This is a genomic window from Cetobacterium sp. ZOR0034 (assembly GCF_000799075.1).
Taxonomy (GTDB): Bacteria; Fusobacteriota; Fusobacteriia; order Fusobacteriales; family Fusobacteriaceae; genus Cetobacterium_A.
Window position 1 is genome coordinate 19,099 of record NZ_JTLI01000104.1, and the last position, 20,816, is coordinate 39,914.

The 20,816-nt window shown below is 30.9% G+C and carries 17 protein-coding genes; 2 read left to right on the plus strand and 15 right to left on the minus strand.

The features are described 5' to 3' along the window. Positions 1-4: 4 nt before the first annotated feature. From smc to pssA, 11 genes are all read right to left on the minus strand, one after another. Positions 5-3,520 carry a chromosome segregation protein SMC gene (smc, locus tag L992_RS12555; protein WP_047396628.1) on the minus strand — a complete coding sequence of 1,172 codons (3,516 nt, stop codon included), beginning with the start codon at positions 3,518-3,520 and terminating at the stop codon, positions 5-7. Positions 3,521-3,569: 49 nt separating this feature from the next. Beyond that, entirely contained in the window at positions 3,570-4,160 is a 591-nt protein-coding gene (locus L992_RS12560; protein WP_047384280.1) for an XTP/dITP diphosphatase, read from the minus strand. Then, complete coding sequence (rph, locus tag L992_RS12565) at positions 4,160-4,891, minus strand: ribonuclease PH (RefSeq protein ID WP_052191830.1); 732 nt, start codon at positions 4,889-4,891, stop codon at positions 4,160-4,162. The genes L992_RS12560 and rph overlap by 1 nt, the downstream gene beginning before the upstream one ends. 13 nt (positions 4,892-4,904) lie before the next feature. After that, on the minus strand, positions 4,905-6,746 hold the full coding sequence (locus L992_RS12570) for an ABC transporter ATP-binding protein (protein ID WP_052194004.1): 1,842 nt from the start codon (positions 6,744-6,746) through the stop codon (positions 4,905-4,907). Between the two features lies 1 nt (position 6,747). Continuing rightward, the gene (gene lpxB / locus L992_RS12575) at positions 6,748-7,818 is read right to left on the minus strand and encodes a lipid-A-disaccharide synthase (RefSeq protein WP_047384278.1); all 1,071 of its coding nucleotides are present in this window, start codon (positions 7,816-7,818) and stop codon (positions 6,748-6,750) included. Beyond that, positions 7,815-8,618 carry an LpxI family protein gene (locus tag L992_RS12580; RefSeq protein ID WP_047384276.1) on the minus strand — a complete coding sequence of 268 codons (804 nt, stop codon included), beginning with the start codon at positions 8,616-8,618 and terminating at the stop codon, positions 7,815-7,817. Before L992_RS12580 ends, lpxB begins: the two co-directional genes overlap by 4 nt. Continuing rightward, a complete protein-coding gene (gene lpxA, locus L992_RS12585) occupies positions 8,618-9,391 on the minus strand; it encodes an acyl-ACP--UDP-N-acetylglucosamine O-acyltransferase (RefSeq protein WP_047384274.1) in 774 nt (257 codons plus the stop codon). The genes L992_RS12580 and lpxA overlap by 1 nt, the downstream gene beginning before the upstream one ends. Positions 9,392-9,410: 19 nt before the next feature. Beyond that, on the minus strand, positions 9,411-9,836 hold the full coding sequence (fabZ, locus tag L992_RS12590) for a 3-hydroxyacyl-ACP dehydratase FabZ (RefSeq protein ID WP_047384272.1): 426 nt from the start codon (positions 9,834-9,836) through the stop codon (positions 9,411-9,413). Further along, positions 9,830-10,672 (minus strand): UDP-3-O-acyl-N-acetylglucosamine deacetylase, encoded by an 843-nt coding sequence (gene lpxC, locus L992_RS12595; protein ID WP_047384271.1) that lies wholly within the window; start codon positions 10,670-10,672, stop codon positions 9,830-9,832. The genes fabZ and lpxC overlap by 7 nt, the downstream gene beginning before the upstream one ends. An 18-nt stretch (positions 10,673-10,690) precedes the next feature. After that, complete coding sequence (locus L992_RS12600; protein ID WP_047384269.1) at positions 10,691-12,880, minus strand: ATP-dependent helicase; 2,190 nt, start codon at positions 12,878-12,880, stop codon at positions 10,691-10,693. A 108-nt stretch (positions 12,881-12,988) separates the two neighbouring features. After that, a complete protein-coding gene (gene pssA / locus L992_RS12605) occupies positions 12,989-13,705 on the minus strand; it encodes a CDP-diacylglycerol--serine O-phosphatidyltransferase (RefSeq protein ID WP_052191826.1) in 717 nt (238 codons plus the stop codon). A gap of 107 nt (positions 13,706-13,812) precedes the next feature. Between pssA and L992_RS12610 the strand changes: the two genes are divergently transcribed. After that, positions 13,813-14,589 (plus strand): RNA-binding protein, encoded by a 777-nt coding sequence (locus L992_RS12610; protein ID WP_047384267.1) that lies wholly within the window; start codon positions 13,813-13,815, stop codon positions 14,587-14,589. Between the two features lie 8 nt (positions 14,590-14,597). Continuing rightward, complete coding sequence (locus tag L992_RS12615; RefSeq protein WP_047384266.1) at positions 14,598-15,611, plus strand: molybdopterin-binding protein; 1,014 nt, start codon at positions 14,598-14,600, stop codon at positions 15,609-15,611. A 71-nt stretch (positions 15,612-15,682) separates the two neighbouring features. Here L992_RS12615 and L992_RS12620 read toward each other — a convergent pair whose 3' ends face one another. From L992_RS12620 to L992_RS12635, 4 genes are all read right to left on the minus strand, one after another. After that, complete coding sequence (locus L992_RS12620; protein ID WP_047396630.1) at positions 15,683-18,775, minus strand: type I restriction endonuclease subunit R; 3,093 nt, start codon at positions 18,773-18,775, stop codon at positions 15,683-15,685. Between the two features lie 26 nt (positions 18,776-18,801). Beyond that, positions 18,802-19,629 (minus strand): Fic family protein, encoded by an 828-nt coding sequence (locus L992_RS12625; RefSeq protein WP_047396632.1) that lies wholly within the window; start codon positions 19,627-19,629, stop codon positions 18,802-18,804. Between the two features lie 21 nt (positions 19,630-19,650). Further along, positions 19,651-20,163 carry a hypothetical protein gene (locus L992_RS12630; RefSeq protein ID WP_047381102.1) on the minus strand — a complete coding sequence of 171 codons (513 nt, stop codon included), beginning with the start codon at positions 20,161-20,163 and terminating at the stop codon, positions 19,651-19,653. Further along, on the minus strand, positions 20,164-20,816 hold a 653-nt coding region (locus L992_RS12635), incomplete at its 5' end, for a restriction endonuclease subunit S (RefSeq protein ID WP_047396634.1).

Below are 20,816 nucleotides of genomic sequence, written 5' to 3' on the forward strand. Positions count from 1 at the left end.
TTTTCTAAATTTTAACTTGAACTAATTTAGAAATTCCTATTTTTTTATTCATTGTTACTCCATATAGAGAATCTGAAGCTTTCATAGTTTCTTTGTTATGTGTTATTAAAATAAATTGAGATCTATCAGTGAATTCTTTTAACTTTCCAATTAATTTTCTGGTATTTTTTTCATCTAAAGCGGCCTCAATCTCATCTAAGAATGTGAATGGACTTGGCTTATACATGAATATCGCCATAATGAACGCTATTGCTACCATCGATTTTTCTCCACCAGAAAGTAAAGATAGTGCTTGTCTCTTTTTATTTTTGTACTTAACAGAGATCTCAACTCCACAATTTGTAAAATCTTCTCCGTTGTGAAGTGAAAGTTGCCCCTCTGAATTGTCCAATGTTTCTACACACATCTCATTGAAATTTTTATTAATCTCTTCATACGCTTCGTAGAATTTTTCCTCTATTGTTTCATCAATCTCTTTAATTAATAGAGATAAACTTTTCTCACCCTTAACTAAATCCTCTCTTTGAAGGTCAATGAATTTATATTTATTATCTAACTCTTTAAACTCTTCAATCGAAAGAAGGTTAACTGAATCAAATCCTCTTAACTTAACCTCTAACTCTCTTACTCTTGCTCTAGAAGTTTTTATCTCCTCTTCGTTCAGTTGTTGAATCTCTACCTCTACAAGTTCTTCTAATTGAGTTAATATTTCCTCTATTTCTTTTGAAATTCTATCTTTTCTTTCTAACTCTCTATTTAAAATCTCTTTCTCTTTAAATAAAGTAGATTCAATCTCTCTAGATGATTTCATTAACTCTTTTGATTTTTCTTCTAAGATATGATCCTCTTTCTTCATCTCTTTTAGTTCTGCGTTTTCATTTTCAAATTTTATATTTTTGTTCTTTATCTCATCTATTATAGTATGAGCCTTTTCCTCTAATTTTTCAAGTTCTTTTTTAATTTCTGATAAAATTTTTGAATTTTTTTCTTTTTTATCTAAAATTTCATCTTGTTCAACTTTCTCTCTTAACTCTTCTCTTTCAATTTGAACAAATCTATCCTTACTGTTTAGATATAAAATTCTTATATCTGAGAATTGATTTTTTAGTTCATTTATCTCAGAATTTAAATTTTGAATAGATATATTTTCATTATCTAGTTCATTTTTTAATTCAGCTACTATCTTCTCTGTTATCTCTTTTTCACTTTGAGAACTCTCTACTCTTTTTGCATATTCTTTGCTATAGTTTTCCTCTTCTGCAATCTCTATAGCTACTACTCTACTCTCTTTTGCTAATTTCTCACCCTTAGATTTCAAATCATTATACAGCTCTTCAGCCAACTTAGATTGTTTTCTTAAAGAATCCTCTAGAGCATCTATTCCACCGATTTCATCTTCATATTTCTCAAGTTTATCACTCATTATAGTGACCTTTTCATTCCACTCTTTCAATTTTGATGTCATCTCTTTTATGCTATCTTCTAATGTTTTTATCTCTTTTTTTCTTTCAAAAATTTGACTAACTATAGAGTTTGTATTTTCTCCACCCGTTATTCTTCCTCTAGAACTCAGCAGTTCTCCTGAAAGTGTTACAATATTTCCACTATAACTATTACTTTTTAAAATCTTTAAAGCGATATCCGTATCTTTTACAACCAAGATATTTCCTAGCAACATATCTAGTACTTTAGAATATTTTTTTTCAGCTGAAACCAAATCACTTGCTCTTCCAATAACTCCATCTAGTTTAGGAATATCTTTAACTCCTCCAACTTTTATTGTATCTAGTGCTAAGAACGATGCTCTTCCAGCTTTTTTCTCTTTCAATACCTCAATACCTTTTTTAGCAACCTCACTACTAGTAACAACTATATCTTGTAAATTTCCTGGAATAGCTGCTTCAATTGCCTTTTGATAATCTTCTGGAACCGTTATTAGAGATATTACAGCTCCCTCTACTCCTGCTATTTTAGCATTTAAAACCTCTTTAACCCCTTTATAGAATCCTTCGTTACTCTCTTGAACTCTGTAAAGACCCCCAAGTCTTGCTGAGGCTCTTTTCTCTTCAAATTCAGCATTTCTTATAAGTTCAGCAGCTTTATTCATATCACGACTTAACTCACTTATCTCTTGCTCTAACTTAATCTGTCTCTCTTCTGTTTCTTTTAACTCTTTTATTTTTAAATCTCTATTTTTTAAAGCTTTCTCTAGTTCAGCTGAATTTTCATCAATCTTTTTCTGGAATCCCTCTTGCTCATCTTTTAAAGAATTAATTTTGAATTCGCTTCCCTTCATTCTTCTTGTTGAACTCTCTATCTCATTTAATAGCTTCAGTTTTTCAACTTCTAAATCCATTATTTTTCTCTTTTTTAGCTCAACACTTATCTCTTTATCTTTTTTACTATTCTCTTTTTCTTCAATCGCTCTTTCAAACTCTCTATTTTTTCCTTCGATTTCAAGAACTCTCTCTTTTACTCTCTCTTTTTCCTCTTCTAACTTTTGAGCTATCTCTTTTTTCGATAAAATTGTTTTCTCAATCGATAACAACTCCTCTTCTTTTTGCTTTAGCTCTCTTGTATAAGATGTACTTCTTTCTCTTACTCTTATCTCCTCTTTTTCAAGAGTTTCTATCTCTGATTTTAAAGATGTATTGCTCTCTGAGAAATTCTCTATTTTTTCATATAACTCTTTTCTTCTTGCCTCGATACTATTTAATTCTATTTCAGATCTCTTCAACTCTTCATCTAAAGTTACTGTTATACTTTGAAGTCTTTCCTGCTCTTTCTCTCCAGATTTTATTATTGTTTCTTTCGAGTTCAAATCAAATGTTAAAACTCCTTTTTGAAGAGTATTTTTTTCATCTTTTATCTCTAAATATTCAACTGCTTTTTTAGATTGCTTTTCAACTCTACTTCTATTCTCTCCAATTTCAGTTAAAACTAACTCTATTTTTTCAAGTTCATTTTGAACTTTCTCCAATCTTTTTTCAGCTTCTAATTTTTTATATTGGAATTTTTTTACTCCAGCAGCCTCTTCTATTATACTTTTTATCTCTTTATTCGAAGATGATATTATTCTTTCAACCTTACCTTGTCCTATTACAGAGTAAGCACTCTTTCCAACTCCAGTATCTAAGAATAACTCTCCAATATCTTTAAGTCTAACCTTTTTATCGTTTATTAAATAGTCGTTATCTCCATTTTGAGACATCTTTCTTGTTATCTTTATGTTCTCGGCTTCTATTGGAAAGAAATTATCTCTATTATCTATAAAAAGTGATACTTCAGCATAACTAGCAGGCTTCTTTCCCTCTCCACCCGAGAATATGATATCCTTACTCTCTTTGGCTCTTATATTCTTATATGATTGTTCTCCTAAAACCCATAATATTCCATCTAATATATTTGATTTTCCACTTCCGTTAGGTCCAATAATCGATGTGATCCCGCCATCAAAATCGATTCTTATTCTTTCTCCGAAAGATTTAAATCCATAAATCTCTACACCTTTTAAGTACATTTTATCTCCCTAATAACTTCTTTTATCTTAAAAAAAGCTAACCCTTAGGTTAGCCTCTATTTAATATTTTATCAATTCCACCTTTTAAAGCTTCTAAAGCCTTTGCTCTGTGGCTAATTTGATTTTTTATCTCAGGCATCTCTGCAAATGTTTTATCATACTCTGGTAAATAGAAGTGAGGGTCATAACCAAATCCTTCTGCTCCTCTTGCCTCATCTACTATTACTCCCTCAATCTCACCTCTGAAAGAGTGAGACTCTCCATTTGGCATTCCTAAGGTAATAACTGTTACGAATTTAGCTTTTCTATTCTCTATACCTTTCAGATTTTCTATAAGCTTTTTATTGTTAGCGGCATCATTTCCATCCTCACCAGCATATCTAGCAGAATAAACTCCTGGCTCGCCATTTAAAGCTTCTACACAAAGTCCTGAGTCATCTGAAATTGTAATCATATTTGTAAACTTTGCAATCTCTAAAGCCTTTTTCTTTGAGTTTTCTTCAAAAGTATCTCCATCTTCTATAACCTCAGGAATCTCGATTCCATCTTTTATAGAAAGTATCTCAAAATTAGAGTTACTTAAAATTTTAGACATTTCATCTATCTTTTTTTTATTTCCTGTGGCTAAAAATATCTTCATTACTTTGAAAACTCCTCCTCTATCTCTTTTCTTTGAATATCTATTAACTCATAGATACCTTTTTCGGCTAAATCTAACATAGCGTTTAACTCTTTTCTCGAGAATGTTGACTCCTCTCCAGTTCCTTGAATCTCAACAAACTCTCCTTTATCGTTCATAATAACGTTCATATCTACTTCAGCTTCTGAATCCTCAGTATACATTAAATCTAAAATAGGAGTTCCTTTTACCATTCCTACTGAAACAGCTGCTAAGTTAGAAACGATTGGGTTCTCTTTTAAAGTTCCAGCTTCCATAAGTCTTCTCATAGCCATCTCTAAAGCTATAAATCCACCTGTTATAGAAGTAGTTCTTGTTCCACCATCGGCTTGAATAACATCACAGTCAATAGTGATTGTTCTTTCTCCTAATTTCTCTAAATCGATACAAGCTCTTAAAGCTCTTCCTATAAGTCTTTGAATCTCCATAGTTCTTCCACCAAGTTTACCTTTAGCAGCTTCTCTTTGATTTCTCTCTCCAGTTGCTCTTGGTAACATTGAGTATTCAGCTGTTATCCATCCTTTTCCTTGATTTCTTAGGAATGGAGGCACTTTATCTACAACTGTTGCCGTACATATTACCTTTGTATTTCCCATCTCTATTAATACACAACCTTCTGCATACATTGTGTAATTTCTCGTTATTTTTACTGCTCTTTTTTCATCTGTTTGTCTTCCATCTAATCTTATCATCATCTCTTCCTTTCTACACATACTGCTCTAACTCTTCAAGTTTTTGAGCTTCAATTAAATCCACTATCTCTATTGGTTCTATCTTCCCAAATTGAATTTCGTAAAGTTTTCTGTATATTCCATTATTTTGTAGTAATTCTTGGTGGTTTCCAACCTCTTTTATCTCTCCATTTTCCATAACAACAATCTTATCAGCATTTATTATTGTTGAAAGTCTATGGGCTATAACAAAAGTTGTTCTTCCCTTCATCAATTTATCTAAAGCATCTTGTACCAATCTTTCTGATTCTGTATCTAGAGCTGAAGTTGCTTCATCTAATATCATTATACTTGGGTTTTGAACTAAGGCTCTAGCTATTGCTATTCTTTGCTTTTGTCCTCCAGAAAGAAGTACTCCTCTTTCTCCAACCTCTGTATTAAATTGATTTGGTAGTTCCATTATAAAGTTATAAGCATTTGCCATCTTAGCAGCTTTCATTATCTCTTCCTCTGTAACGTTATCTTTTCCAAATCCTATATTTTCACCTATAGTTCCACTGAATAGGAAAGTTTCTTGAGGAACTATCCCTATGTGGTTTCTATATTTTTGTAATGACATCTCTCTTATATCTGTTCCATTAATTTTAATGCTTCCCGAAGTTATATCGTAATATCTTGGAAGTAAGTTTACCAGAGTGGTCTTTCCACTTCCACTCTTTCCAACTAAAGCTACAACCTCTCCAGCTTTAACATTCAATGTAAAGTTTTTTAGAACCTTCTCGTCACCGTCATCATATTTAAAATCAACATTATTAAACTTGATATTCTCTATGATTTCTGGAACCTCTTTTGGAGCATCACCTATATGATCAACTTCTAAATTAACATCTAAAATCTCAATAACTCTGTCCGCTGATGGAAGAGCTTCCTGCAATTCACTATTTCTTTTGATTAAAGTTTTTAATGGTTGTTGCATAAGTCCGATTGCTGTTATAAATGATATTAAATCTCCAGGAGTCATAGTTTGAGCAACTATTATTTGGTATCCTCCATAAGCTGCAACTAGCAGTATCATTATTGTTGATAGCACCTCATTTATAGGTGAAACCTTTGCTTTTATCTTTGTGGCCTTATATATCTTATCAAACTCGTCCTGAGTTACACCTCTATAGTTGTCTATCATCTTTTCACTTCTGTTAAATCCTTTTATAACAGAGATTCCTGATAATGATTCTTGCACAAAAGCAGTCACATCTCCAACTGTATCTTGTCTAACTCTTCCTGATTTCCTAATCTTTTTAGTATATTTTTTTACTAGCGATAAGATTGCTGGTAAAACTGTCAGCGATATTAAAGCTAAAATGAAATCAACTTGGAACATTCTAACTAAAAGAGCTAAAACTGTTACAAACTCTTTTAACATATCAAATAACATAAATCCAATTCTTCCTAAAGTAGTTGAGTCTCCTGAAAGTCTGGCCATTAAGTCCCCAAGTTTATTTTGTTTGAAATAAGCCAAAGGTAAATTTTGTAGATGTGAAAACACATCTATTTTTATATCTCTTCTTATTTTTTCTGTAATATATCCCGAATAGATATCCGAAAAATAGTTTGTAACAACCTTCAAAATTGTTGAAACGAATATTGCTCCAATTACAATTGACATCATTTTTGAATTCTTTGCAACAAGAACATCATCTATTAGATATTTACTTAGCCAAGCTGGTACAGCACTCATTAAAGATGTCACTGTAGATAGTGTTATTACACCTAACATAGCCATTTTGTATTTTAAACTGTATCTTAAAAAAGTTTTTAAAGATTTATTTTTAAAAAACCCCATTATTTTCGAATCTATTTTATTAACTTTTTCCATTTTATTTTCCTTTCAATAAAAATTCAGCATACCTTTTTGTAATGTCTGTACCTGAAAGTTTTTCTCTTATTCTCTCTATATCTTTTTGAACAGAGTCCAAATCTTTTAAAATTATTTTCATACTCTTTTCTATTTCATCAGCATTACATTCTTTTTGAAGTAGCTCTGGAAAAACTTCCTCGTTCAACGTCAAATTTGGCAGAGATACAAATCCAACATTCAGAATATATTTAGCTATAAAATAGTTTATAAAATTGGTTTTATAAACAACAATCGTTGGTATTCCTAGTAATGCTAACTCTAAAGTTACTGTTCCTGATGCTGCTATCGCAATTTTACTTTTTCCCACTGCTGCTGCTAAGCTTAAATCATAACTAATTTCTAGATTACTATATTTTGTTAAATCTTCATCTATCCATTTCAGATGATCTTTCGAAGATAGTTTTAAAAGATAACTTTCGTTTTTATTTCTTTTTACAATTTCTAAGAAATCTGGTATTAAAGATTTTATCTCCTGTTTTCTACTTCCAGGTAATAAAAGAATACTCTTATTTTCTCTTTCTATATTTTTATATCTCTCTGTAAAAGGATTTCCATAATATATAGCATCTACGCCATGACTCTTATAAAAATCAACTTCCCAAGGAAATATAACCATTATATGATCTGCTAATTTTAGCTTTTCAATTCTCTTCTCTCCCCAAATCCAAAGTTTTGGTGGAATATAATAGAATACTTCGATGTCTTCAATCTCTTTTTTTAGCATCTCTAAAAACTTCAGATTAAATCCTCCATAATCTACCATTATAACTTTTTTTATCTGTTCTTTTTTTATAAACTCCAGATATTCTATTGCTTTATTTTTTAAATAACTATATTTTTTTATAGCTTCTGTAAATCCCATAATTGCAAGTTCATCTATATCTTGGATAATATTTACACCTGCATTTTTAGAGTGTTTTCCTGCAACTCCATAAAATTCAACATTTTTATCTAACTCTTTAGCCTCTTTAACTAAATAGGATAGGTGTAAATCTCCTGATACCTCTCCTGTTGAAACAAATATTTTCATATTTTCACTCCAATAATAAAGATATTATTTTTATCTGCTAACTCAATACACTCTTTCATATCTAAGAATAACATCTTATTAGCTTCTGCTACTATCCCTTTAGCTTTTATCTTAACAGCTCTTTTTACTGTTTCAATTCCTACAGCAGGAATATCTACTCTCATATCTTGTTGAGGTCTTGCCATTTTTATTATAACACAATCCTCACCTGCATACTCACCTGCTCTATCTATTGTTTTATCTGTTCCCTCTATCCCCTCTAAAGCAACAACAGAGGACTCTTTACAAACAACAGTTTGTCCTGCATCAACTTCACTCAATGCTTTTGCAGCTTCTGCTCCTATTTTTATTGTTTTTTTATCCTCTAAATTAGGTTTATTCTTTGTATAACATTTTTCTTTAAACATCATATCACCTAAAAGATGATTTTGAGGTAAAACTTTTATTTTATTTAATCTTAAAAAAGAGATTACACCAAAAAGAAGTGTTTCATCTTTTCTATCCGGTAGCTTTTCCATCAATCCTTCACCAAAAGAATCCAATTTCATCTCTTGGAATAAAATTGATTTTTCAACTTTACCAAGCATAACTACCTCTTTAATATCGTTCAACAGTAAAAATTTTGTGATTTTTCCAATCTCTCCAATATTAAAGGCTCTATAATTTTTATGAGATTTAATCTCTTCCTCAATAGTTTCAAATAAACCGATTAAATATACCTCTATCCCTTTAGCCTCAGCTTCTCTAAGGAAATATAGAGGTAACTTACCGTTACCCACTATTATTCCAACTTTTTTCATTATCTTGTAATCCCCCTATTACTTTCTTTTATGAATTCTACAAGATATTTTATATTCTTATCCTCTGGGAACTCAGCTTCTAATTCAGCTAAAGCGTCCTTCAGTGGATTTCCATTTCTAAATATTATTCTGTAAGCTTTTTTCAGATTTGAACGATCCTCTTCTGTGAACCCTTTTCTTCTAAGACCTACTGTATTTAATCCTCTAATTACAGCTTTGTTTCCTTCAGCCATAACAAACGGGCATATATCTTGGTTTATTGCACTTCCTCCACCAGTCATAGAGTATGATCCTACTCTACAGAATTGATGAACCGGTGTTAAACCACCTATTATCGCAAAATCATCCACTGTTACGTGACCAGCTAAAGTAACTCCATTAGCTAGTATACAATTACTTCCAACAATAACATCATGAGCAACATGAACATAAGCCATCAATAAGTTATTACTTCCAACTCTCGTTTCCCATCTGTCATCTGTTCCTCTGTGAATTGTTACAAACTCTCTAATACTATTATTATCTCCAATTATAGTTTTAGTCGGCTCTCCTTTATATTTTAAATCTTGTGAAGCCTTTCCTATTGAAACAAAAGAGTAAATTGTATTGTTCTCTCCTATCTCTGTTATTCCTTCAACTACAACGTGAGATTGTAATACTGTGTTCTTTCCTATCTTTACGTCTTTCCCCACTATACAGAAAGGACCTATCTTAACTCCAGGTTCCAGTATCGCTCCATCCTCAACTATAGCAGTGCTATGTATTTCAGCCACTATTTTTTCACCCTACTCTCTATTTATCCATTATAGTAAATGTAAACGATGCTTCTGTTACAACTTTTCCATCTACTTTTGCTACTCCTGTAGCCTTTACTATATTTCTTCTTAATTTATCTACTTGCACTTCATATATTAATTGGTCTCCTGGTCTAACTGGAGCCTTAAATTTTACTCCTTCTATAGCCGCAAAATAAGGAACCTTTGATCCTGAATCATCAAGTATTAAAACTCCTAAACATTGAGCCATTCCTTCAACGATTAAAACACCTGGCATAATTGGATGTCCTGGGAAGTGACCGTTAAAAAACTCCTCATTTACTGTTACGTTTTTTAATCCTCTTATTTTTTGTCCTTCTACATCCATCTCTAAAATTCTATCAACTAATAAAAACGGATATCTGTGTGGTATTCTCTTCATTATCTCCATAACATCTAACATATTTCTTCCTCCTGCTTTTTAAGTAATTTTGCAAATTCTATATCTAAAGCATGTCCTGCTTTGATAGCTATTATGTGTCCTTTTATCGGTTTATTTAAAACCTTTAAATCCCCAATTAAATCTAATATTTTATGTCTTACGAATTCATCGTCATATCTTAATCCACTTGGATTTAAAACTCCATCTTTTTTTACAACAATTGCATTATCTAAAGTTCCACCTAAAGCTAAATTATTTTTCTTTAAATAATCAATCTCATAATCAAATCCAAAAGTTCTAGCGTTTGATATCTCTGCTTTATAAGTTTCCATATCTAAAACAACTTCTAGCATTTGACTTTTCAAAAATGTGTGATCAAACTTTATTGTGTAGGTAACTTTATATCCATCAAAAGGTAAGGCTACAATATGTTTATCTCCAACCGTTAAGCTTATAGGAGATTTTATTACAATCGCTTCTATATCCTCATCTAACTCTTTTACTCCAACGCTTTCAATAACTTCTATAAAAACTTTTGCACTTCCATCACCTATAGGTAACTCATTACCATCTAACTCAACAACTAAATCTGTTATTTCCGCTATATAAAGTGCAGATAAAAAATGTTCTATTGTATAAACTGCTGCTCCAAACTCATTTTTCAGATTCGTTCCTCTTGTTAAATCAAAAGTATTTTCTAAGGACATCGATATAATGTTTTTTCCCTCTTCTAAATCAACTCTTTTAAAAACTATTCCACCATTCTGAGCTGGAATTAATCTCATTTTTATCTCTTCGCCTTTGTGAAGTCCAATTCCATTATATTGAACCTCTTTATTCAAAGTTTTTCTTTTCATAAAATTCTCTCCTTTGAATTATGCCTTAGTTAAAAATTTCGTAGCTAAAACTAAAGCTATATCTTTTTTCCCATCTACAAATTGAACTCCTATTTTTTTCTCCGATATCTCTACCACTTTTCCTAGTCCAAACTTTGTATGTATAACTTTTTCTCCCATTTTAAATGGTGAGTTTGCAATGTCTTTCATTTTTTTCAAGTCACTTGCATCTATAATATTTTTAAATCCTGTTACTTTTTTTGTTTCAGTTGAAATTCTTGATTTAGGTAGAAGCTCCTCTGCTCTTCTCTCCTCTTCTACAACCTCTCTAGGTAACTCATCTATAAATCTAGATTTTATCTTTCCTAGAAATTCACCATAAACAAATCTACTTTTAGCATAACTCATATATAGCTTCTCTTCAGCTCTTGTTATTGCTACATAACAAAGTCTTCTCTCCTCTTCTAACTCTTCAGGATTGAAAAGAATTTTTTTAGATCCTGGGAATATGTCATCCTCTACTCCTGTTAAAAATACAACCGGAAACTCTAATCCTTTCGAATTATGAATAGTCATAAGTTTTACATAATCTACATCAGTATCTAAATCATCTGTTGCACTTACTAAAGATATATTTTCTAAATACTCTCTCAAAGTTAAAAAATCAACAGTTTTTTCTAATTCTACAATTGAGTTCTTTAACTCTTCAACGTTCTCAACTCTTCCTTCAGCTTCTGCCCCATAGTTTGAGTTTAGGTATGAAAAATATCCTACTCTTCTAATTAACTCATCAAAAACTTCACTTACAGATCCATCGTTTGTTAGCTCAATCAAATCTGTCAATGTTGTATAAAGTTCATCTAAGGCAATTCTTACTCCAGCCGTTAACCCAGGAATATCATTTGCTTTTCCAAGAGCTTCAAACATTGATATTGAACTCTCATTTGCAAAATCTCTAATTTTCTCTATACTTTTATCTCCAATTTTTCTTTTAGGAACATTTATTATTCTATTTAGATTGATTGTATCCTGAGGATTATTTATAACCGTTAAGTAAGCAACAATATCTTTTATCTCTGCTCTTTGGTAGAATTGCATTCCTCCAAAAACTTTATATGGAATATTATATTTTAATAATCCCTCTTCAAAAAGTCTTGATTGTGCATTTGTTCTATAAAGAACTGTAAACTCTTTATATGCTTTACCAAGATTTTTTCTTTTTACAATCTCTTCAATTACATAGTTAACTTCCGCTCTTCCATCTAAGCACTCTTTAACTGTTATAAGTTCACCTTGAGGTTTTTTAGTCCAAAGATTTTTATCCTTTGAAGTTTTATTGTTTTTTATAACTTCGTTTGCAGCCGTTAAAATAGCTGATGTTGAACGATAGTTTTCCTCTAGTTTCACAACTAAAGCATCCTTGTAGTCTTTTTCAAAATCTAAAATATTTTTTATATTAGCTCCTCTAAAACCATATATACTTTGATTTTCGTCTCCTACTACACAGATATTTCTGTATTTAGCCGATATTTTTGTTATTATATTATATTGAATGTTATTTGTATCTTGATACTCATCTACCATAACATACTGGAATTTCTCTTGTAATTTTTCTAAAACTTCAGGTATATCTAGCAATCTATGTAGGTTAACTAATATATCTGAAAAATCCATTCCGTTATTTTCTTTTAAAACCACATTATATCTTCTGTAACACTCTAAAATAATTTTATAATTATTATCAAATCTATTTTCTTTTTCATAATCAGCTACGCTTACACTATTTTCTTTTAATTTTGAAATTATTGATACGACAGCTCCCTCTGTTAAAGATTTATCTGTTACTACAAGCTCTTTCATTATAGCTCTAACAACTCTTTTCTGGTCATCCGTATCATATATTGTAAAATTAGCTCCATAACCTAATTTGTCTCCATAAACTCTCAATAGTCTTACACCAAACGAGTGGAATGTCGATATCATGGCTTTATGAGCATCATCACCTATTAGCAACTCAACTCTTTCTCTCATCTCTTTAGCCGCCTTATTTGTAAACGTTACAGCTAAAATTTTATAAGGTGAAATCCCTTTTTCATTTATCATATGAGCTATTCTGTAAGTTATAGTTCTTGTTTTTCCAGAACCCGCTCCTGCTAATATTAGTAGTGGTCCTTCTATTTTCTGAGCTGCAGCCCTTTGTTTTTCATTTAATTTATCTAATATACTCATATTTTCTCCTTTGAAATTATACCATATAATTATATTACTATTCAAATAAAATACCCGATTTTCCAATAGTTTTTTTGGATTTTATCGGGTATCATAGTTCATTATTTTCTATTCAAGTTCCTCTTTTGATCTCTCCGAGAAAAACTTCATTAAATTTACTAAAATATAGTAGCAAGTAACAATAAACATGCTATATTTTAGTGTAGCTAATATCAATACTACAAACGGTAACATCAGTTTTTTAGGAACAAATCCAAACACTTTATCAGGTGTTTTAAATGGAATTGTACTAACCATTAATATCGCAGCTAATAAAGTTAACCCTACAAATGCTTCTACTGAGAATAAATTCATTCCAAAGCTCTCTTTCATTGCCTCAACAAATAAAAGATATGAACAAACTACCGATGCTCCTGACGGAATAGGCATTCCACTAAAGTCATCTTTTTCACTTGAAGCTGTTGTTACTATGTTAAACTTTACTAATCTCATAACTCCACATAACGCATATATAAACGATATTGGAACTACAAACGATCTTATGCTATTTAATCCTAAAGCATTAAGACGTGAATAAACTAATATTGCCGGTGCTAATCCAAAAGTTATTGCATCACAGAAAGAGTCAAACTCTTTTCCGAATTCACTAAATGCATCTAATTTTCTTGCTGTTTTTCCATCTAATCCATCGCAAACCATACCTAATATTATAAACCAGATAGCTTTTGAATAATCCCCCGCTATGGAAGCTGTGATACTTAGATATCCTAAAAACATATTCGCTGCTGTAATTGCATTAGGTGCAATATACTTTCTTTCTACCATTTTTAATCATCTCCCTATTTTTACAAATCTATTTGATTTTATCATAAATATGGGATAAAATCAACTTATCTATGTTTTTCAAAATATTTAAGTGAAAGAGAGAATTTATGAATAAAAACTATTTTTTCAACCTTTTCAATGGCGAGGACGAGTTTGTAATAGCCTCTGTTTTTGAGGATATATCTCTATGTCTAGACATCGATTATCCAGTTTATGGAAGAACCTTTCTTCCACCTCAAATTGCTAGCAAACTTTGTGAATTTTGTAGCTCTATTGGTCTTCAAATTAAAAGTTTTGGTTTAACCGAAAACAGCGAAAAAAAATTAATTGTATTTGCTCCTAAAGAGTTTGATGTCAGCACATTAGAACCACCGATTACTTATTTTAAAATTGATGCAAATAACAAATTTAAAAACTTACAACATAAAGATTTTTTAGGCTCTATTATGAGCCTTGGTCTAAGAAGAGAAACTTTAGGAGATATCTTAGTTAAAGATAATATAGGTTATTGCGTCGCTCTAACAGATATTTATAACATCATAGTTAGCTCTTTAGAAGGAATTAATACAATCCCTATAAAAATCAAGGAATTTTCAATCTCTGAAATTCCAGAACCTGAATTTAAAGAGTTTACAGATACCATTCCATCTTTTAGATTGGATTCTATAATTGCATGCATCGGCAACTTTTCAAGAAACATCAGTGTAAATCTCATCGAAAGTGGAGATGTTCTTGTCAACTACTCTGTCGAAAAGAGTAAAAGTAAAAATATTGAAATCGGTTCTGTTATAACTATCAGAAAAAAAGGAAAGTTTATCTTAGAGCAAAATCTAGGGGAAAACAAAAAAGGAAAATTTAAAATTCTAATCAAACAATATATTTAGGAGGAGAAATGAAAACTGTTAAAACTATAGATGCAGTCGGTATGATACTATGCCATGATATAACAAAAATTGTTCCTGGAGAGTTTAAAGGTGTTGCTTTTAAAAAAGGACATATCATCACTGAAGAGGATGTACCTGAACTTTTAAAATTAGGGAAAGATAATCTTTTCGTTTGGGAACATATAGAAGGAACACTTCACGAAAATGATGCCGCTATAAGAATTAAAGAGCACACTGCTGGATGTGGTTTAGATTTCTCTACTATAAAAGAGGGAAAGATAGATTTTTTAGCTGCTGAAAATGGACTTTTAAAAGTTGATGTTGATGAACTTCTAAAAATTAATTCTCTTAGAGAGATTGTAATTGCAACTCTACATAATAATACTCCTGTAAAAAAGGGAACTAAAGTTGCTGGAACAAGAGTTATTCCTCTGGTTATCAACGAAGAAAAGATTTTAGAAATGGAAAAAATCTCAAAAAAAGAGATTATAAAGGTTTTACCTATAAAACCAAAAAAGGTTGCTATAATTACAACTGGTAACGAAGTTTTTTATGGAAGAATTCAAGATAAATTTGGACCAATTTTAACAAAAAAAGTTAACGAATATGGATGCGAAGTTGTCTATCATACATTCTCATCTGATGATAAAGAGATGATAAAAGAGAAAATTGCTGAGGCTTTAAAATCTGAAGCAGAGGTCATTCTTTGTACTGGTGGAATGTCTGTTGATCCAGACGATAGAACACCTCTTGCTATAAGAGAGATGGGTGGTGAATTAATAACTTATGGTTCACCAGTTCTTCCAGGAGCTATGCTTCTTCTAGCTTACCACGGTGAAAAAGCAATTCTTGGACTTCCAGGTTGTGTTATGCACTCTAAAAGAACGGCATTTGATTTAGTTCTTCCTAGAATTTTAACAGATGAAAAACTTACTTTTGAAGATATCGCAAAATATGGACATGGTGGTCTTTGCTTAGACTGTCCGATATGTACATACCCTCATTGTTCATTTGGAAAATAACTTTTTTACATTTCAAAAATAAAAAGAGCTTTAGAAGTTGACTAGACTCTAAAGCTCTTTTTATTTTTGAATTATACAATACTCTCTTCACACATTACCTTAGCTTGTTTTAATAATAGTTCTGTTGTATCCTCTGTGTCTGCTGGAGGATAACCAAACTTTCTAAGAAGTCTTCTGATAGATGTTCTCATCTTAGCTTGTATGCTCTCTTTATCATACCAATCTATAGTCATATTTTTTCTAATAGTCTCTGTCAGCTCTTTTGTTATCTGTACCAGTATATCATCACCTAACATCTCTTTTACTTTTTCATCACGAGTTAAAGCATCATAGAAAGCTACCTCATCCTCAGTTAAACCAAGTGAGTCACCCTCTTTATGAGTTTCCATAAACTCCTTAGCCATCTTTAGCAGTTCTTCCATTATCTCTAAACTTGTTAAAGCCTTATTTCTATATGAGCTCATAGCCTTTTGAAGTCTTTGTGAGAACTTTTCAGCTACCACCAGATTTCTTCTGCTAGAGTATTTAATCTTACCCTCTATTAGTTTTCTTAACATCTCAACAGCTAAATTTTTATATTTTATCTTCTCAACCTCTTTTAAAAATTGATCTGAAAGAATAGATATATCCGCATTATCTAATCCTAATTCAGAATAAACATCTATAACCTCTTCAGATATAATTGTTTTAGACATAAGTGCTGCTATTCTTTCATTTATCTGAGCCTGAGTTAGTTTCTTAGGATTATCTCCTTTATCCTCAGTTTCTAACTTAATAACACTAGCTTTAACAGCTTTAAAATAGCTTATCTCATCATTTAAAGCCTGTCCATCACGAGTTGTTATACATAGAGAATGAGCCTTAGCTAGTGCTAAAACATTATCAATAAATCTTTTTTTAATTCCAGGTTCATCATTTTCAAAACCTAAGATGTAATCCATACCCTCTATAATAACTCTAGCACGCTCTAAAGCACTACTACTTTTATATTTTGAATAATCAAAGTGATGGAATATCTCTTTTAGAATTTCATAGTGTTCAATCATAAGAGCTACCGCTTTTTCTGTATCTACTCCAGTGCACTTTTGATCATTTGGTGTATATTGTCTTAATGCTTTTTTAAGTGCATCTCCTATTCCAATATAGTCTACAACTAAGCCACCAGTTTTATCTTTGTATACTCTATTTACCCTTGCAATAGCTTGCATTAAGTTATGCCCTACCATAGGCTTATCAATATACATAGTATGCATTGATGGAACGTCAAACCCTGTTAGCCACATATCACGAACTATAACAATCTCTAACTCGTCACTGTCATCTTTCATTCTATTAGCAAGCTCTTCTCTCTCCTGCTTTGTAGTAAAGTGCTGCTTAAACTCCATAGGGTCTTTACTAATATCACTTGTCATAACAACTTTTATTTTTCCCTTAGTCTTATCTTCGCTGTGCCACTCTGGTCTTAAGCTTACAATCTCGTTATATAAATCCATACATATTTTACGAGACATAGCTACTATCATACATTTACCAAAGGCATTATCTCTTCTCATCTCCCAGTGTTCTATAAAATCCTCTGCCAAAGTTCTTATTCTATTTTGTGAACCAATAATAGCTTCCATTTTTGTAATATCTTTTTTAGTATGTTCAACAATTCCTTCGTCTTGACCTTCCATAATCTCTTCAAAATCACCATCAAGTTCAGATAAAATAGGGTATGGAATGTCTAGCTTTACAAATCTATTTTCATAATATATTTTAACCGTAGCTCCATCTTCAACAGCTCTACTCATATCGTAAGTATCTATGTAGTTACCAAATACAGCAGTTGTAGATTTATCATCAAAATCTATGGGCGTTCCTGTAAATCCAATATAATTTGCATTGGGAAGTGCATCACGAATATGTTTAGCGTACCCGTATTTACTATTTCCATCTGCATCCATTTTAGCATCTAAACCATACTGCGATCTATGAGCTTCATCAGCTATAATATATATGTCATTTCTAGTACTAATAGCCTCTACAATCTCACCAGCTTTAGGAGCAAACTTCTGTATTGTAGAGAATATTATTCCACCACTACTTACATTTAGTAATTCTTTTAATCTATCTTTATCGTCTGCTTGTTTTGGTGTCTCTATTAGATAACTTTGAGCTTTTGAGAAAGTTCCGAAAAGTTGATTATCCAAATCATTTCTATCAGTTAAAACTATAACTGTTGGATTATTAAACTTTTTCATAAGTTGTCCCGTATAAAATGTCATAGTTAGAGATTTTCCACTACCTTGAGTATGCCAAACAACACCAATTTTTCCATCATTGCTACGAGCATCTGCTGTCTTTTCCAGTGCTTTTTTTATGGCAAAGAACTGGTGATACTGAGCTAATATCTTTATCTTTTCATTTTTACTTTGAAGAAACAAAATATAGTCATGAGTTAACTCTAATACTCTTTCCTTAGATAGCATTCCACGAGTTAAAACTTCCATCATTAAAGAGTTTGTATCGGCTATTGTAACCCCATCTATACTTCTAAAGCTCATAAATCTCTCTTCATTTGATGATATCGTTCCAGCTTTTGCATTAACTCCATCACTTATAATGATAAAAGAGTTATATTTAAAAAGATTCCCAATCTCATATTTATATCTTTCAATTTGAGTATATGCTTCTTTTATACCTACATTATCATTACTTAGAGATTTTAACTCTATAACTACAAGAGGTAATCCATTGATAAATAGTATTATATCTGGTCTACGTCTAGATTTTCCCACTATTGTAAATTGATTTATTGCTTGAAACTCATTTTTTTTAATATTTTTAAAATCTATTAAATATATTTTTCCACCAGAACGTTTGTTCCCATCCTTGTCTTTATACTCTCCTACATCCACTCCATTGACTAGCATATTATGAAACTCTTCATTACTCTTAATCAAGTTAGGATGTGAAAGTAGTATTACTTTTCTAATAGCTTCCTCTTTAGTAGAGGTTGGCATATCTTTATTTATGTTATAAACTGCTGTTCTTAAATTATCTTCTAGTATTACTGAATGATAGTCATCTCTCTCTAATTTTCTACCATCAATACATTCCCATCCCAAATCTTCTAATATTTCAAGATAGGCTACTTCTAATTCATCCTCTGTAAAATTCATTGCTATGCCCCCTAAATTATTTTGATTTATTCAAAAATTTTTATCTCTTTTAATTCAATGTCTTTGCTGTATAAAAGCTTCAAAAAAAACTCTTCTAAATATGTAAAATTAGGAGATATTTTTTTGGGAATATTGCTGTAATTTGAAGCCACCAAAGAGTTTCTGAAATACATTGAATTTTCTCTGAAAAGATCATTATTTACAATATAGCCCATACTTAAAAGATATTTCTGAATGAAAACTGCAACAGTTCGAGTATTTCCTTCTATAAAAGGGTGTATCTGCCATATTGCAGATGTAAATCGAGCTAAACTTTTAATCTGCTTATCTAAACTCATTTCTGAATAATTTTTACTGCTTTCATTTTCAAAATCATATTTCAGAAACTCATCTATTGTAGTGTACTCTCCATATATAACAGTATCACCATTTAAAACTGGTTCTTTTTTAGAGATATTGTATTTTCTGTATTCTCCAATGCTGTTATCTCTTTCATCTAGTAGAAGTTCAGAAAAAAGTTTTCTATGAATACTCTTCAGTTGAATAGGACTAAAAACAAAAGCTCTATCTTCTAGAAGTTTTGCAATTCTTGTAGAGACTATGTCACACTCCATTTCAGAATAATTGATAGAATTTTTATCCTGTTTACTGTAATAATTTTTTAAATCCTTCTCTATTTCATCAAAGGTCTTTTTTCCTTCTATAGATTCTTTTGTAAGTTGGATAAGATAAGAGGATGGAGTTAATCCATCTACCTCATTTAACCCTATTCCAACTTCCCAGTTTTCTATTCTCTTTTCCACTGGGGTATCATACTCTTTTATGATTTCATATCGAATATCTTTTAGCGTCATTTTAATTTTTTCACCTCATTTTTAAAATGGAAAATCTTCACCTGAGTAATCTATATCTATAATCTCTGAACCATCATCATCTTCATAAATACAGTCATCATATTTGCTTCTAAACTCTTCTAACATAAAACTTTTTTTCAGAATATTATTTAATTTAGTTCCTGAGTAATTACTTCCTAATTTTTCAAATCCATCTTTTAAAACTTTTAAATATTTTTTCTCCATAGGAACTAAAGTATATAGAAGACTCTCTTTATATATAACAGTTGGATTATCTAAAGAAAAGAGATTCTTAAATCCAGATAACTTTAACTTATTATTTTCTACTTTTTCCACTTTCCTAAATTGAATCTTATTACCATAGAATTGATTTTTATCAATAGGACTTACCTGTCTATAATAAACAAGAACTCCATCACCATTTTCTAACCTGTCTAAAGATTTTAAAGGATTATTATTTAAAAAATTCTCTATCTCTTCAAAAGCTAAATCAGAAACTTTAATCATTTTTTCATCACAACAACTACATTTCATCTATACCTCAACCTCCCCACTCATAAGTTTAGGAAGAAGAGTATCTCTTATTTCTGTTAGAGATTGGATTTCTTTTTCTAAGTTCTGAATTTTTTTATTAAAAGATTCTGTAATTTCAAAATATTTTTTTAAAATTAAATCTGATGGAATTGTAATATTTATACTTTTCATTCCCTGACTTGATATTTCTTTAAATGTTGAACCCCCCGCAATTGATTCTATATGAGGAGTTATTTCTTTAAGCAATTGATAAATAAATTCAGTGTTTTCAGAATTATTAGGAATAATAGATTTAAACCCTTGATTAGTTGTTACGTTTACTTCAGCTATAGCCAAATATCCAATGGGAGCTCTTGAACTAAATAAAACTGTTCCTTTTGGAAGAAGTTTTGTACTACTTTTAGCCAATCCTTTTTCTGTTATATCTAAACTTCCTTTTGTTATGAATTTATTTTTATTTAAAGATAAATCTTTTGGTGTTATCCATGGTATTCCATTTTTAGTATAATATTCTTCATTAGATTTGGAAGGTGTTCCTCCGCTTGCAATTATTCCTATATTCTCAAAGTTTCCTACTTCCCATCCCTCTGGAATCTCTCCAAGTTCACTATCTACCATTTTTCCACCACTACTTCTATATGGCTCTCCATTCT

Coding starts and splice junctions, on each gene's coding strand:
- smc (WP_047396628.1), bottom strand. CDS start 3,520: ATGTACTTAAAAGGTGTAGAGATTTATGGATTTAAATCTTTCGGAGAA.
- L992_RS12560 (WP_047384280.1), bottom strand. CDS start 4,160: ATGAAGATATTTTTAGCCACAGGAAATAAAAAAAAGATAGATGAAATG.
- rph (WP_052191830.1), bottom strand. CDS start 4,891: ATGATAAGATTAGATGGAAGACAAACAGATGAAAAAAGAGCAGTAAAA.
- L992_RS12570 (WP_052194004.1), bottom strand. CDS start 6,746: ATGGAAAAAGTTAATAAAATAGATTCGAAAATAATGGGGTTTTTTAAA.
- lpxB (WP_047384278.1), bottom strand. CDS start 7,818: ATGAAAATATTTGTTTCAACAGGAGAGGTATCAGGAGATTTACACCTA.
- L992_RS12580 (WP_047384276.1), bottom strand. CDS start 8,618: ATGAAAAAAGTTGGAATAATAGTGGGTAACGGTAAGTTACCTCTATAT.
- fabZ (WP_047384272.1), bottom strand. CDS start 9,836: ATGTTAGATGTTATGGAGATAATGAAGAGAATACCACACAGATATCCG.
- lpxC (WP_047384271.1), bottom strand. CDS start 10,672: ATGAAAAGAAAAACTTTGAATAAAGAGGTTCAATATAATGGAATTGGA.
- L992_RS12600 (WP_047384269.1), bottom strand. CDS start 12,880: ATGAGTATATTAGATAAATTAAATGAAAAACAAAGGGCTGCAGCTCAG.
- pssA (WP_052191826.1), bottom strand. CDS start 13,705: ATGGTAGAAAGAAAGTATATTGCACCTAATGCAATTACAGCAGCGAAT.
- L992_RS12610 (WP_047384267.1), top strand. CDS start 13,813: ATGAATAAAAACTATTTTTTCAACCTTTTCAATGGCGAGGACGAGTTT.
- L992_RS12615 (WP_047384266.1), top strand. CDS start 14,598: ATGAAAACTGTTAAAACTATAGATGCAGTCGGTATGATACTATGCCAT.
- L992_RS12620 (WP_047396630.1), bottom strand. CDS start 18,775: ATGAATTTTACAGAGGATGAATTAGAAGTAGCCTATCTTGAAATATTA.
- L992_RS12625 (WP_047396632.1), bottom strand. CDS start 19,629: ATGACGCTAAAAGATATTCGATATGAAATCATAAAAGAGTATGATACC.
- L992_RS12630 (WP_047381102.1), bottom strand. CDS start 20,163: ATGAAATGTAGTTGTTGTGATGAAAAAATGATTAAAGTTTCTGATTTA.